General features: G+C 33.8%; 13 protein-coding genes and 1 tRNA gene. 9 read left to right on the top strand and 5 right to left on the bottom strand.

Annotated features, from left to right (window positions below; genetic code table 11):
- Positions 1–254: 254 nt before the first annotated feature.
- From FN795_RS07970 to trxA, 4 genes are all read right to left on the bottom strand, one after another.
- A tRNA-Asp gene (locus FN795_RS07970) sits at positions 255–328 on the bottom strand.
- Positions 329–414: 86 nt separating this feature from the next.
- Positions 415–1,341, bottom strand: coding sequence for a DUF58 domain-containing protein (locus FN795_RS07965; protein WP_142450135.1), 927 nt, complete (start codon positions 1,339–1,341; stop codon positions 415–417).
- Positions 1,338–3,911, bottom strand: coding sequence for a M1 family metallopeptidase (locus FN795_RS07960; protein ID WP_142450134.1), 2,574 nt, complete (start codon positions 3,909–3,911; stop codon positions 1,338–1,340). Before FN795_RS07960 ends, FN795_RS07965 begins: the two co-directional genes overlap by 4 nt.
- A gap of 148 nt (positions 3,912–4,059) precedes the next feature.
- Complete coding sequence (trxA, locus tag FN795_RS07955) at positions 4,060–4,377, bottom strand: thioredoxin (protein ID WP_012023423.1); 318 nt, start codon at positions 4,375–4,377, stop codon at positions 4,060–4,062.
- 264 nt (positions 4,378–4,641) lie between these two features.
- Between trxA and FN795_RS07950 the strand changes: the two genes are divergently transcribed.
- From FN795_RS07950 to FN795_RS07925, 6 genes are all read left to right on the top strand, one after another.
- Positions 4,642–7,107, top strand: coding sequence for an AsmA family protein (locus FN795_RS07950; protein ID WP_142450133.1), 2,466 nt, complete (start codon positions 4,642–4,644; stop codon positions 7,105–7,107).
- A gap of 172 nt (positions 7,108–7,279) precedes the next feature.
- Positions 7,280–7,501, top strand: coding sequence for a helix-turn-helix domain-containing protein (locus FN795_RS07945; protein ID WP_116753808.1), 222 nt, complete (start codon positions 7,280–7,282; stop codon positions 7,499–7,501).
- A complete protein-coding gene (gene dcm, locus FN795_RS07940; protein WP_142450132.1) occupies positions 7,498–8,721 on the top strand; it encodes a DNA (cytosine-5-)-methyltransferase in 1,224 nt (407 codons plus the stop codon). The genes FN795_RS07945 and dcm overlap by 4 nt, the downstream gene beginning before the upstream one ends.
- Complete coding sequence (locus FN795_RS07935; protein WP_142450131.1) at positions 8,702–9,874, top strand: type II restriction endonuclease; 1,173 nt, start codon at positions 8,702–8,704, stop codon at positions 9,872–9,874. Before dcm ends, FN795_RS07935 begins: the two co-directional genes overlap by 20 nt.
- A gap of 101 nt (positions 9,875–9,975) precedes the next feature.
- Complete coding sequence (locus FN795_RS07930; RefSeq protein ID WP_142450130.1) at positions 9,976–10,422, top strand: very short patch repair endonuclease; 447 nt, start codon at positions 9,976–9,978, stop codon at positions 10,420–10,422.
- A 101-nt stretch (positions 10,423–10,523) separates the two neighbouring features.
- Positions 10,524–10,838: an HPF/RaiA family ribosome-associated protein gene (locus FN795_RS07925; RefSeq protein ID WP_142450129.1), complete on the top strand. Its 315-nt coding sequence runs from the start codon at positions 10,524–10,526 to the stop codon at positions 10,836–10,838.
- A gap of 138 nt (positions 10,839–10,976) precedes the next feature.
- Here FN795_RS07925 and FN795_RS07920 read toward each other — a convergent pair whose 3' ends face one another.
- Entirely contained in the window at positions 10,977–11,636 is a 660-nt protein-coding gene (locus FN795_RS07920; RefSeq protein WP_142450128.1) for a hypothetical protein, read from the bottom strand.
- A gap of 176 nt (positions 11,637–11,812) precedes the next feature.
- Here FN795_RS07920 and FN795_RS07915 point away from each other — a divergent pair, with 176 nt between their 5' ends.
- The 3 genes from FN795_RS07915 to trmB all read left to right on the top strand — a co-directional run bounded on the left by FN795_RS07915 (position 11,813) and on the right by trmB (position 14,764).
- The gene (locus FN795_RS07915) at positions 11,813–12,301 is read left to right on the top strand and encodes a nuclear transport factor 2 family protein (protein WP_142450127.1); all 489 of its coding nucleotides are present in this window, start codon (positions 11,813–11,815) and stop codon (positions 12,299–12,301) included.
- 262 nt (positions 12,302–12,563) lie between these two features.
- Complete coding sequence (locus FN795_RS07910; RefSeq protein WP_142450126.1) at positions 12,564–13,946, top strand: ammonium transporter; 1,383 nt, start codon at positions 12,564–12,566, stop codon at positions 13,944–13,946.
- 140 nt (positions 13,947–14,086) lie between these two features.
- The gene (gene trmB, locus FN795_RS07905) at positions 14,087–14,764 is read left to right on the top strand and encodes a tRNA (guanosine(46)-N7)-methyltransferase TrmB (RefSeq protein ID WP_142450125.1); all 678 of its coding nucleotides are present in this window, start codon (positions 14,087–14,089) and stop codon (positions 14,762–14,764) included.
- Positions 14,765–14,789: the final 25 nt, after the last annotated feature.

Here is a 14,789-nt window from a genome sequence, read left to right as displayed (position 1 = left end):
AAAGTTAAAAGTGCAAAGGGCGCAAAGCTTTAAAAAAAAACTTTGCGCCCTTTGCGTAAATCTTTGCGGTTAAAACAAAAAACCAAAAGTGTCTTAAATCAAAAAAGCCATCCACAAAAGTGGAAAGCTTTTCATTGGTCTAACTACTAAACCAGCTACGAGTTACAAAGTCGTAGCAAAACAACACAACTAATCTTAGATACCGTTTTTGGGCAAAAAAGCCTTTCTTAATAGAAAGGCTTTTCCCAATATTGCGGTCTGGACGGGACTCGAACCCGCGACCCCATGCGTGACAGGCATGTATTCTAACCAACTGAACTACCAAACCTCTGCGTTATTGCGGTTGCAAAGATATAACAGAATTTCGTTTCTGCAAGTGTTTTTGTAAAAAAAAATAAATATTTCTTTAAAATATTATCCAAAGTTTTGTTTTTCAACTAAATAAGTAGTCAATATTTTTTCGAAATTATCGCCCACATTTACCGAAACGTACTTAATTTGGTTCTTCGCACAGGTTAAAGCCAGGTTTTTAAAATAGGCTTCTACCCTTTTTTCATATTCTGCTTTTACATTATCTGCAAAAATTGAAACCTCTTCTCCTGATTCTAAATCGATAAATTTTCTTGGTGCATTATCAAAATCAAATTTCATTTCGGTTTGATTATCAACCACATGAAACAAAACCACTTTGTGTTTGTTGTGTTTTAAATGTTGTAAAGCGTTGAATAATTTCTCTTCATCTTCCGTTTGAAACATATCGGTAAACAAAATAATCATCGAACGACGGTGCATTTTCTCCGCAATTTGATGCAGATAAGTGATCGTATCGGTAGTTTTTTTGACTTTTGGCTGAACTAATAATTCTTCCAGTTTGTTCAAAAGCATTCTGTGATGACGATCGCTTCCTTTTTCTGGCGCGTAATATTCGTATTTATCTGAGAAAACGCTCAAACCAACAGCATCGCGCTGTTTCTTTAAGATATTCATTAAAACCGCCGAAGCCAAAACCGCAAAACCAATCTTCTTTTCATAAAAAGGCTGATTTGATTTTAGTTCAGGATAATGCATCGACGAAGAATTATCGACAATCAAATGACAGCGTAAATTGGTTTCTTCCTCAAAACGTTTTGTGTACAAACGATCGGTTTTTGCGAATAATTTCCAATCGATATGTTTGGTGCTTTCGCCTGCGTTATAGACTTTATGCTCGGCAAATTCGGCCGAAAATCCATGAAACGGGCTCTTGTGCATTCCGGATATAAAACCTTCCACAACCTGATTTGCCAGCATTTCAAGATGCTGAAAACTCGAGACTTTCTCTATTTCCGATTCAATTTTCATTCGGTTTCTTTTTTAATATTTTGCGCTTTATAAAGCAAATCTGTCGCCATAAATAATTTACGCTTCAAGATCGGACTAAAATTAGGGTTTTCTTTTAAGAATCGCTGTACTTCATCAAAAGCATATTTCGACGAATATCTTCCAACTGTATTATCAAGCCAGTCTTTTGGAAAGAAAATATCTCCTGTGCGCTGGATTTCTTCTATCAAATCTAGTGAAAATCTAATATATTTTTGTGCATTTTCCTGACGAAGCGGATGATTTACATTCGCCAATCCCACAGAAACCCATGCTTCTTTTTCACGATTTGCATCGTCTTTTAACGATTCTATAAAGGTATTTCGAACGGATTCGTCTTTTGATAAAGATGGAAGCAAAAATTCAAATCGCTTCTTTTTATCCGGATTTGTGATTGTGGTTCTAGTTTTCTCTAAAATTTCATCGGCTTTTTCATGTTTGAAAATCGCGAGATTCATTGCCATATTGGTAAAATCATCTTCATTCAATTTCAAATTCTGAACTACAACTTCTTTGTTCCAAATCTGATATAATTTGGCTTTCGCCGAATCTGAATACGCAATCGAACTAAACAATCCGAATAATGTCTTTTTGATATTGCTTGGTGAATTTGATTGTAATTCCGCATAAACGACACTTTCAAGAGTTGTGTGAACTCTATTTTTTTGTTCTTCAGTTAAAAATTTCCAGAAAACATTACTTGCTTGATTGGCTATTATTTTTAAAACTAACTCATTTTTTTCAACTTGAATTCCTTTCAAGAAAACGGCAAAAACGTAACTTGGCACAATATTTCCCGCCAACATATTCTCATATAAATTCACATAAGCTGAGGCTCTTGCAACTTCATCATCTAAACTTGAAATTGTATTCATATTATTTGCGCCAAGCGGAAAAACGCCGTATCCAAAACCATTATAATTGTAAATAATAGTAAGCGGTTTTTCAAGTCCGATAGCTTCTTTTACAATCAGGTTTCTATCTTTAATATTTAGCGATAAAACTTTTACTTCGTTAGAATAAACTAAACCAATCTGAAAAATCTGAGGCCAAACATTATTGGACTTATCCTCTGCTTTTTGAAAAATCTCAAACTTTTTGATTTTGTTTTGCGCGTCATATTCAATTTTATCTGAGAAAATAGTTCTTCCCGATTTGTTTACCCAAACCTCGCTCCATTTCTTCATGTCCAAAGGCGTTTCAGCATCCAGAATTTCTACCAAATTATTCCAATCGGCATTGTCGTTGGCGTATTTCTGAATGTATTTTTGGATTCCTTTTTGAAAAGCTTCTTTTCCCATCGAAGCTTCTAACTGACGCATCATAATCGGCGCTTTATTATAAATCATAGCGCCATAAAGCGAACCGGCATCCTTTAAATTTGCTAAATGTTGTCTTATCGGATGTGTTCCCAAAGATCGGTCTTCCGCGTAAGCGCTGGCATAATGCGTACTAAAAAACTGCAGATTATGATTGATTTTCGGAAAAATCGGGTTCATGATTTTGTCTGCCATAAAGTTGGCAAAAACCTCTTTCATCCAGACATCATCAAACCATTTCATTGTTACCAAATCGCCAAACCACATGTGTGAGGTTTCATGTGCGATTAGTTTTGCTCGGTTTAATTTTTCGCTGTCGGTTGCGCTGTTGTCCAAAAATAAAGTTGATTCTCTGTATTGAATTGCTCCAATATGCTCCATTCCACCATATTGAAAAACGGGAATTGAAGCGAAATCCAACTTCTGAAAAGGAAATTTATAATTGGTATATTTTTCTAAAAAGTCCAAAGATTGCTGATGCAAATTGAAAATTGTATCAGTGCTCATTTTTATCTTTTCTTCATTATTTTCACGATACAGCATTGTCATTTCTAAACCTGGCTTTTCCGTAACGCTTTTGAATTTTCCTGCTACAAACGAAAACAAATACGTGCTCATTTTATCCGATTCTCCAAAAGTATACGAAGTAAAATCGCCTTTTTCGACTTTCTCTTTTACATCGGCTCCAGCCAAAACCGTCCAATCTTTCGGGACAGAAAGACCGAGTTTATAAGTTGCTTTGATATCTGGCTGATCAAAACAAGGAAATAAAGTGCTTGCGCGATCCGGAACTAAAAGCGTATAAAGAAAATCATCATTTCGATTTAAAGACAAATTTCCAGCAATAAATGAAACTGAAATTTTATTTTTTCCTGAAATTAAATTTTCAACAGGAATAACAATATGTCCATTTTCATGAATGATTGATATGTTTTTCCCGTTTGCCGAAACTGATTTTATATTTTGAGATTTCTCTTTAAAATCAAAAACAAGAGGTATAGTTACGTCTGATAAATTCAGATTTACCGTTAAACCGGAATTAATATCTTCATTTTTCTTATTCGGGATTTCAAAAGACAATTCGTATTGAACATCTGAAATTTGTTTTTTACGAAATTGAGCCAATTGCTCTGAAACGCCATTTTCTATACTAAAACTTTCTTTTGGTTTCGATTGAGAAAAACCAATCGTCGTGATTATAAAAAAGGCAAAAAAGCGGTGAAGAATTTTCATTTTCAAGGAATATAAGATTCGTTAAAAATAAAGATTCCGCCACGAATTCGCGAATTATTTAAAGCAAAATTCGCAAATTGGTGACAGAAACAAATAAAAAAGGCTTGACTTTCGCCAAACCTTCTTTATATAAATCATAATCTTACGATTACAACAAAGCGTCTAAACTATCTGCGTAGGTTTGTTTTGGAGCTACTCCAACTTGTTTTCCTACTACTTCACCGTTATGAAACACCAAAACGGTTGGTATGTTACGCACACCATATTTTGCAGCGAATTCTTGGTTAGCATCTACATCTACTTTACCAACAACTACTTTACCAGCGTACTCGTCGCTTAATTGGTCAATGATTGGACCAACCATTCTACAAGGACCGCACCATGCTGCCCAAAAATCTACCATTACTGGTTTATCTGACTTTAAAACTACTTCGTCAAAAGTAGCATCTGTTATTGCTAATGCCATAATAATTTGTCTTTAAATGTTATTTCAGCTTTAGTCCCTAGAGACCCGTTTTTTGTTATTTCCTAAACTGAGGTACAAAGTTAAAAATTAAAAACTAATCAAACACCATTCATAAATTAGTTTTGATTATAAAAGTATTGTAAATAATTATATCATAAATTTAAGTTTGATATTGCAAATTTAACACTGCAGTAATTTGAAAATCAGAAATTTAAATATGATGGTTTTTTGTAGTATCTTTAATCAACCATTAAAATTTTCCAGATGAAAGAAACTTTACATCGCATAAAAGTCTTTTTACAATCGGCTGGTTTTAAAAAATATGCCAAGCGTTTTGGATTTTTTATTTTAGGAGTAATAGCGCTTTTGCTGATTGCGTGCGGAGGTTTGTCGATTTATTTCAACAGAAACAAAACCGAAATCATTGCTAAAATCAACACCAAAATCAACGAAAACATAAATGGAAAGTTTCATATTGGCGATTTTCAGTATAAATTTTTGACTGGTTTTCCGAATTTTACTTTGGCTTTAAAAGATGTCGAGCTAAAAGATAATAAGTGGAATATGCACAAACATACTTTATTGAAAGCGCAGGAAATTGAAGTGCGCTTAAACGTAGTGAGTTTGCTTCAGAAAGAAATCAACATTCATAAAGTCCTGATTAACGACGCTCAAATTTATATTTACAAAGCGCCAGATGGTTATTCAAATTCCAATATTTTTAAACCAAAAAAGGAAAAAACGCCCGAAAACAAAGAGAAACCCGAAACTACAATCGGACAAATTGACCTTAACAATGTTCGGTTTACGATAGACAATCACGTTGGACATAAATTATTTGATTTTGATGTTGCCAGTTTAAAATCAAAAGTAAATTATGACGGTGATAATTGGCAGACGGATCTTTTTCTGGACACGCAAATCAACAGTCTTGCTTTTAATACCGTTCACGGAAGTTTTGCCAAACAAAAACGCCTCAAAGGAACATTGGCTGTTTCTTTTAATGCTGAAAAAGAAAAAATCGATGTTAAAACAGACGGCTTGAAAATTGGAACCGACTCTTTTGATATCGTTGCTTTCTTCAATTTGGGAAAAAGCAATTCTTTGTTCGGAATCAACATTGGAACAACCATTTTATGGCAAAATGCCTCTAATTTATTGTCTGGAAACATCAGCTCAAAACTGAATCGCTTTAATCTTAAAAAGCCAATTGACGTAAATTGTGACATAAAAGGCGATTTGAATGCCGAAGGTGATCCGAAAATTGTTGTTCAGGCGATTATTAAAGACAACGAATTGAGCATTCCCGACGGACAGCTGAATGATTGCAATTTCAAAGGAATTTTTACCAATAATTTCAAACCGAAAGAAGGTTTCACCGATGCTAATTCGGCTGTAATTTTGACCCGATTTTCAGCAACTTATCAAAATATTCCTTTGAAGATTCCGCAATTGTCGATCAATAATCTTGAGAAACCGCTTGCTACAGGAACCGTAAGTTCTGATTTTGATGTCAGCAAACTCAACGAAATCAGCAACGACAAATGGATTCAGTTTACTGAAGGACACGCTACGGCCAACTTGCAATTTCAGTTTGATATTGTTGATTTGTATATCAATAAGCCAAAATTTATTGGAAATGTAAACGTAACCAATACTTCATTTGATTTTATTCCGAAGAATGTTCATGCCGAAAAAGTAAATATACAGCTTGAATTTACACAACAAGCTTTACTGATTAAAAAAATCGCCTATAAACACAAGAAAAACACGATTTATATTGAAGGTAAAATTGATAATTTCCTCAACCTGTATTATGATGCGCCCGAACAAATGGTGGTAAATTGGAAAATTTATTGCCCGAATATCGATATCAAACAATTTCTGGGTGTTTTGGCTTCTTCCAAAAAACAAACCGTTGCAAAAACCAATAAAAAACCAACTATTTCGAATCACTTACGAACTGTAATCGAAAAATGTTCGGTAGTAATTGACATCAAAGCTGATAAAATAACCTACAACAAACTCACAGCCACAAATACCACAGCAAGAATCCAAATGCTGAATTCTAAATTGGTTATAAAAAATGGTTCGCTGCAAACTTCAGGAGGCGGCATTACTTTTAATGCAGAAGTTTCGCCAAGCGGAAAAAATTTCGCTTTTGGTTCTAACGCGCAGGTAAATCGGGTGGATATTGCGAGTTTTTTAAAATCGTTCAACAACTTTGGAATCAAATCTTTTACTCCAAATAATATTCATGGAAGACTCTCCAGTTCCGCCAATGTTACTGGCTTAATGAACAGCAATGGCGAACTCATAACAAATTCTACTCACGGAAGTTTAGTGTTCAATGTTACTCAGGGCGCTTTAGTCAACTTTGAGCCTATTATGAAAGTGGGGAAATATGCTTTTCCGTTTCGCGATGTTAAGAATATTACGTTCAGCGATTTGTCCGGCGATTTTAAACTGCGCGGCGAAATGGTCGATATTAATAAACTAACGATCAGTTCGAGTGTTTTAAATCTTGATGCAAAAGGTGTTTATTCCTTTGGCCGAGGTACGAATTTAGCCCTGACAATCCCACTCCGAAATTCTAAAAATGATGCTAAACTCGCTACTAAAGCGGAACGTGATGCTGTTAGAGAAAAAGGTATTGTACTACGTTTGGTTGCTTATGATGATAATGGGAAGATGAAGATTAAAAAGGGGAAAAAGGAAAAGGAGAAGTAGTGTTTTTAGCTTCTTATAAAGCCTAGGAATTTATATATACGCCGATCAGAAATGATTGGCGTTTTTTATTTCTAAATATTTAGAAACGGTTAATATTAAGTTGAAAACTTTAAGTCTAGTGAGGCCAATTGTACTCGGGTCAATTGTACGCACAAAACTACTTTTATAAACTATGAATATCAAAGAAAAATTCGGATTCAAAGTCAAAGAACTTCGAGAACAAAAAGGATACTCAATCGAGTATTTAGCCAATATTTCCAACGTTGACAGAAATTATATTTCAGACATAGAAAAAGGTCAACGCAATGTTTCCATAGAAATAATAGAAAAAATAATAATAGCTCTAGATTCTGATTTTGGAGCTTTTTTTAATGATAAGGATTTTAAAAAATGAAGAACGTAAAAAAATATTCTGAAATCAGGCAAAAACTTCAAATTGATATTGATAAGAAAACTGATAATGGATTAGCTAAATTAACTCATTATCTACAAAATCATAAAAATGGCGTTTCGGAATATTTCAAAAACGATGCGGAAGATTATCTTATAGGCTTACATGAAAAATTAAATATCCTAGAAGAACCTAACTTTCAATATTATCTACCTATAAAATGGGATATACCATTTCCATCTCCTGAAAAACCAAAATTTAAATTTATAGATTTATTTGCCGGTATTGGTGGAATAAGACTAGCATACCAAAACTTAGGTGGAAAATGTGTTTTTACCAGTGAATGGGATACTTATTCAAAAAAAACTTATGAAGCAAATTTTGGAAAAGTTCCATTTGGAGACATAACTCAAATTAAGGAAACGGAAATTCCTGATCATGACGTTTTACTTGCAGGATTTCCATGCCAACCCTTTTCTATTGCTGGAGTCTCAAAAAAGAATGCATTAGGCAGAAATCACGGTTTCCTAGACGAAACACAGGGAACTTTGTTTTTTGACATTGCCAGAATTCTTAAACATAAAAGGCCTAAAACTTTTATGCTAGAAAATGTAAAAAATCTCGTATCTCATGATAAAGGAAATACTTTTAAAGTTATTCAAAACACATTAAAAGAATTAAATTATACTATTTATTTTAAAGTTTTAGATGGTAAACATTTTGTTCCTCAGCATAGAGAAAGAATTATAATTGTTGGATTTGATAATGAGTTTTTTCAAGGAAGAGAAAATTTCAAATTTCCCGAAATGAGTGAGACAAAATTTGCATTAAAAGATATTCTTTTGCCAGAAGTTGACCCTAAATATACATTGTCAGACAAACTTTGGAATTATCTTCAAGAATATGCAAAAAAACACAAAGCCAAAGGAAATGGTTTTGGATTTGGTTTGGCAGATTTGAATGGAATTTCAAGAACAATGAGCGCAAGATATTACAAAGATGGAGCAGAAATATTAATTCCTCAAAAAGGCAAAAACCCAAGACGATTAGTCCCTAGAGAATGCGCCAGACTTCAAGGTTTTCCTGATAAATTCATAATACCTGTATCTGATAATCAAGCATATAAACAATTTGGAAATTCTGTTGTTTCGCCTTTAATGCAAGCAGTTGGAGAATGTTTAATAAATGAAATATCAGCATTCAATGGAAAGCATTCTAAGTAAAGTCATCGAAACGGTTCAAAACTCTGAAATTTCTTTTAGTAAATATATTACCGCAAATGACACCGGATCAACTGGAGGGCATCAATCTGGCTTTCATATTCACAAAAATTCATGGAATCTTTTTTTCGATGAAGAAGGACAAAAAGGGACCAATAAAGACAAATTCATAACTATTAAATGGCAAAATGACTTTGAAACCACTAGCCGCTTTATTTATTATGGCGTTGGAACCAGAAATGAATATCGTTTAACAAGATTCGGAAAAGGTTTTCCTTTTTTAAACGATGATAATATTGGTGACGTATTAGTTATTTGCAAAAAAGATAATGAATATTATGAAGCTTTTGTATTATCCCATGATGAAGATATTGATAGTTTTCTAAACAATTTAAACATTTCTTCAACAGACATAAATGGAATTATTCCTAAACAAAACGAACTTTCTTCAGAGGATAAAATTTTAAATTGCTTTTGGGCATACATAAACACTTTACAATCAGATTTCCCTTCAACATATGAATTAGCATTAAACTCTAGGAATTGTCATATAAATTCTTTTGCAACTACAAAAACAATAATTCAAAATAACCCAGATCGAGAATTATTAAATTGGTTAAGCACAGAATTTAACCTATTTAAAGTTATTGAGAATAACAGATATGAAAACATCTTGAAAAATCATTTTTCATCTGTAGAAGATTTGATTACAACTGCCAACACCATTTTGAACAGACGTAAAAGCAGAGCAGGAAAATCATTAGAACATCATCTATCCGAAATTTTTAATAATTTTGAAATTAAATACAGCACTCAATCTGTAACAGAAGACAATAAAAAACCAGATTTTCTTTTCCCCGATCTAGACTCATATCACAATCCGCATTTTGACAATAATAAATTAATCACATTAGCCTCTAAAACAACATGTAAAGATAGATGGAGACAAATTCTAAATGAAGCAGACAAAATAAAAACAAAGCATTTATTTACACTTCAACAAGGAATCTCCAAAAATCAATTACAGGAAATGTATAAATATAATGTTTGTTTGGTTGTTCCAAAACCTTATTTAACAAGCTTTCCCATAGAATTTAGAGACAAAATAATGTCTCTTGAAAATTTTGTTAATCACGTAAAAAGAACTCAAATTTAATTGGTCATTAAATAAAAATTCTGAACTTTAACCCAACAAACCTATAAATAAATTAAATACCACTAATTATTAAATTTCAAACCTTTAATAATTAAATTTCCATGGACTGTTTTACTCCAGAACAACGTTCCAAAGTCATGAGTATGATTCGTGGCACCAATACCAAAGATGAAGTTCGTTTGGCAAAAGCGTTATGGCATATAGGTTTGCGTTATCGAAAAAACAACAAAAAGGTTTTTGGTACTCCAGATTTGACATTTAACCCTCTTAAAATTGCCATTTTTGTTGACGGCGAATTCTTCCACGGAAAAGATTGGGAAACTAGAAAAAAACCAGAAACAAATTCAGAATTCTGGATCAAGAAAATTGAGAGAAACATGCAAAGAGATATTGAAGTCAATACATATTTAGAATCTCAGAATTGGAAAGTTTTACGTTTTTGGAGCAACGATATCAAGAAGAATCTAGGCTCTTGCATTATGGAAATTCTAAATATGATAAATTTCAGAAAAGAGCAATTATCGAAAATTCCTCCTTCATGGGAATAACCAAAAACTAAGCAAAACTTTTCATAATCTTTCCTTAACTCCCTTGCCTATTTCCGTCAAAAAAGATAGCTTTGAGAGACAATCATAAAATTTAAACCATTATGAAGATTCAAATCAACACCGACAAAAACATTGATGGACACGCAAGATTAGAAAGCTATTTTTCTGGAGAATTAGAAAAAGGTTTAGCACGTTTTGAAGACAAAATTACCCGCATTGAAGTTCACTTTGGGGATGAAAATGGAGAGAAATTTAGTTTGCAGGACAAAAAATGCGTAATCGAAGTTCGTCCTCAAAAATTACAGCCAATCACTGTTACAGAACACGCCGAAACATTGGAAAAAGCTTTTAGCGGTGCTTTAAGCAAAATCAAAAAATCACTAACTACAACCTTCGAAAAACAAAAAGCTTTTTAAATTTCAAAATAAATAAAAAAAAATACGCTTCGAATTGAAGCGTATTTTTTTTTATTTATTCTCAAAAGATACAAAGTAGCAAAGCTTAAAATCTATGAAACTTTGCTACTTTGTATCTTTGTTACTTTGTCACTTTCTTTACGATTTCGGTAAAGGTGCTCCAACGGCAATATCGCATCTGTGTCCTGCTTGTCCGTGTGGCGGATTCATTCCTTCTGCAACTGTCTGTGTTGTTTCTGTGCTTAACAAAGCCGGAGTTGGATTATTTGCTGGTGGCGTTACGGTAAACGATTGTGTAGCGGTTCCGCTTTGTGCTGTATTTGTGGCAGGTTTTGCAACAGGAGAATTCAAAGGAGCTCCCACTGGAATATCACATCTGTGATTTGGCTGTCCATGTGGCGGATTCATTCCTTTCGCTACTTTTACGGGAGCAGTTGTTGTTACTACATTTTTCTGGTTCGGATTTACTTGAACCACTTGTGGTGTTTGAGTTGTTACTACTTGACCTTGCTGTGGTGGTGCCGAATTCAGTGGCGCTCCAACGGCAATATCACAACGATGTCCAGGCTGGCCGTGAGCAGGATTCAATCCTTTTGTTTCTCCTAAAACTGTATTTGGATTTGCAGTTTGCGTTTGCACAACTGGTGCAGCTGCGGCAGGTTTTGTAGTATCTTTTGCAAGTCCTAGTCGAACCAATTCTGATGTTGCTGTATTTTGTTGTGGCTCTAATTCCTTTTTACAAGAAATAAAAAGCAAAGACGAAAAAGCCAGCGAACTTATAATGATTTTCGGATTCATAATTGTGGTATTTTAAAGCTCTCAAATATAAAAATTTTAAACCATATAAGTAATGTAAGATAATTTAAGTTTTGTAGACATTTTACCTCAAAAAGACAACGATCTCAAAGTTTTTTTTCGCGCAAATTTTACTTGTCCAAAATGATTCTTACCTTTAAACTTAAATAACTTATCTCATGAAAAAAACTATTCTACTCCTTTTATTCGTTGTTTCTTTTGCAAATGCTCAAACCGACAAAGACAAAATCAATCAAACTTTAGATACTTGGCACAAAGCTGCAGCCGATGTTAAATTTGAACCCTATTTTGCCTTAATGGCTGATGATGCAATTTTCATTGGAACAGACGCTACCGAAAACTGGACCAAAAAGGATTTCAAAGTTTGGGCAAAACCACATTTCGACAAAGGAAAAACCTGGAATTTCACTGCTTTGGAACGTCACATATTTTTTGATAAAACAGGAAAAATTGCCTGGTTTGACGAATTACTGAATACTCAAATGAAAATTTGTCGTGGTTCTGGTGTTTTGGTCAAAATTGGAAAAGAATGGAAAATCCAACATTATGTATTATCGATGACGATCCCGAATGAAGAAGTTGATTCGGTTACTAAAATAAAAGCGCCAATTGAAGATGCCTTGATTGCTAAGCTTCAAAAAAAATAAACTTTTTTCAGCTTTATTATTATAATCCTAACTTTTAGAGCGGTTTACAGCAATAGCTGTCAATTTAATTATAACATATTTGACAAAAACAGCCTCTTTTAGAAAGCAAAAAATGGAATACTCTTAAAAAAACAGAACGAATTTTAAAAAATTAGTCAAAATAAAACAACAACCTCTATTTTAACAGCCTTCAAAACAAGAATCTTTATTTTTTTTTAACTTTGACCCCAAAAAAAATAGGGTTAAACAAAGTATTTTAAAAATGAAAATAGAAAAACGCTGGATTATTTCCTTTATCATGATAAGCATTGTTTGCATCACGGGTGCGTTTTGGCCTACAATGACCGAAAATAGTTATGTGTTGTCTGAATTTGGAACTACTGATCATATTGTTCCTGCCGATGTTGCCTGGATGCTGACTTCTTCTTGTTTGGTTTTGATTATGACGCCTGGATTATCTTTCTTTTATGGCGGAATGGTAGGCAAGAAAAATGTAATCTCGACTATGCTTCAAAGTTTTATTTGTCTTGGAGTCGTAACACTTTTATGGGTTGTTGTAGCTTTTAGTCTTGCTTTTGGTGAACCGGTTGGTTTTGGTTCTGGCGATCATTTTTATAGTTTCTTCGGAAATCCTACCACTTTTGCATTTATGGATTATGTGGGCGTTTTGCCTCATAAAAAATTGGCAAGTACGATTCCGTTTATGCTTTTTGCTTTGTTCCAAATGAAATTCGCCATTATTGCTCCGGCAATTATTACAGGTTCATTTGCTGAGCGTGTTCGTTTTATATCTTATTTAATTTTCATCAGTTTATTTACACTTTTTATATACGCTCCTTTATGTCATGCCGTTTGGTATCCAACAGGTATTTTAGGAAGTTATTTTGGAGTAAAAGATTTTGCCGGAGGAACTGTAGTTCACATGAGTTCTGGTTTTGCGGCTCTGGCAGGAGTTATTGTTTTAGGAAAAAGAAAAAACAGTCAGCATATTCCAACTAATATTCCTTTTGTATTATTAGGAACTGGAATGCTTTGGTTTGGGTGGTTTGGTTTCAACGCCGGATCTGCTCTTGCTGCCAACGGAACTGCCGCTATGGCTTTTGCAACCACAACAACTTCATCTGCTGCTGCAATGTTAACATGGATTTTCTTTGACCGAGTGAACGGAAGAAAAGTCTCTGCTCTTGGTGCCTGCATTGGTGCTGTTGTAGGCTTGGTTGCCATTACGCCAGCCGCAGGATTTGTTTCTGTTCCGGAAAGTATGTTCTTCGGATTTGTAACGGCTTTGGTTTCTAACACCGCAGTAAATTGTAAATATTCAAAAAAATTCGACGATACGCTTGACGTTTTTGCTTGTCACGGTGTAGGCGGAATTATGGGAATGATTTTAACAGCTATTTTTGCTCATGGCGAAGACGCTAGTTTACTTCACGGCGGATGGAATGTTTTCGGACACCATATGATGGCATTAGTTTTAGTTTCAATTTTTACTTTCTTCGGAGCTTATTTCTTGTTCAAAGTGACCAACTTTATTATTCCGCTGAGAGTTTCTGAAGAATCAGAACATATTGGTCTGGATTTATCACAACACGACGAAACGCTTGACCCAAAAACAAAAGCAATTACAGAACCACATTACGGTTAAAAAATATTTTTTTTTCGCCACAAATTCACGAATTTTCATTTTAAAATAATTCGTGAATTTGTGGCGGAAAACTTTTTAAACCTAATTACACTATTTTCATTCGTTTATATTCCTTAATTTTGCGGAAAATTTTTGTAAAAGTGGGAAGTAAAAATAAACTTAAAAGATTCAGAGAAAACGAAACATTTCAAAACGTTTTTCAACCAACCAGAGAAGAAGTTGTAGGCGATTTAATGCCTTTAAAGGGAAAATGGAATTCTGATTTCTTTAAAAATGATAATCCATTAGTTTTAGAATTAGGATGTGGAAAAGGAGAATACTCTGTTGGATTAGCTGAAAAGTATCCTGACAAAAATTTTATCGGAATTGATATTAAAGGTGCTCGTTTCTGGAGAGGCGCTAAAACGGCTGTTGAAAACGGTCTTCATAATGTGGCTTTTGTTCGAACTCAAATCGAATTAATCAATCATATTTTTGCTGAAAATGAAGTGGATGAAATCTGGATTACTTTCCCAGATCCGCAAATCAAATATAAAAGAACAAAACACAGAATGACGAATTCTGAATTTCTTCAATTGTATAAAAAAATCCTGAAAAAAGACGGTGTCGTAAACTTAAAAACCGACAGCGAATTCATGCACGGCTATACACTTGGGTTGCTTCACGGAGAAGGCCACGAAGTTTTGTATGCCAACCATAATGTTTACAAAAACGAAGGAAGCCCTGAAGTTGTGACTTCTATCCAAACATTTTACGAAAAACAATATTTAGAAATTAACAAGGCAATTACGTATATTCGTTTCAAAATTAAAGACTAACTTTAATTTTGAAACCTTTATCTAA

Origin of the sequence: Flavobacterium resistens, assembly GCF_900182645.1 — a bacterium.
GTDB classification, from domain to species: Bacteria; Bacteroidota; Bacteroidia; order Flavobacteriales; family Flavobacteriaceae; genus Flavobacterium; species Flavobacterium resistens.
This window is presented reverse-complemented; position numbering and strand designations above follow the sequence as displayed.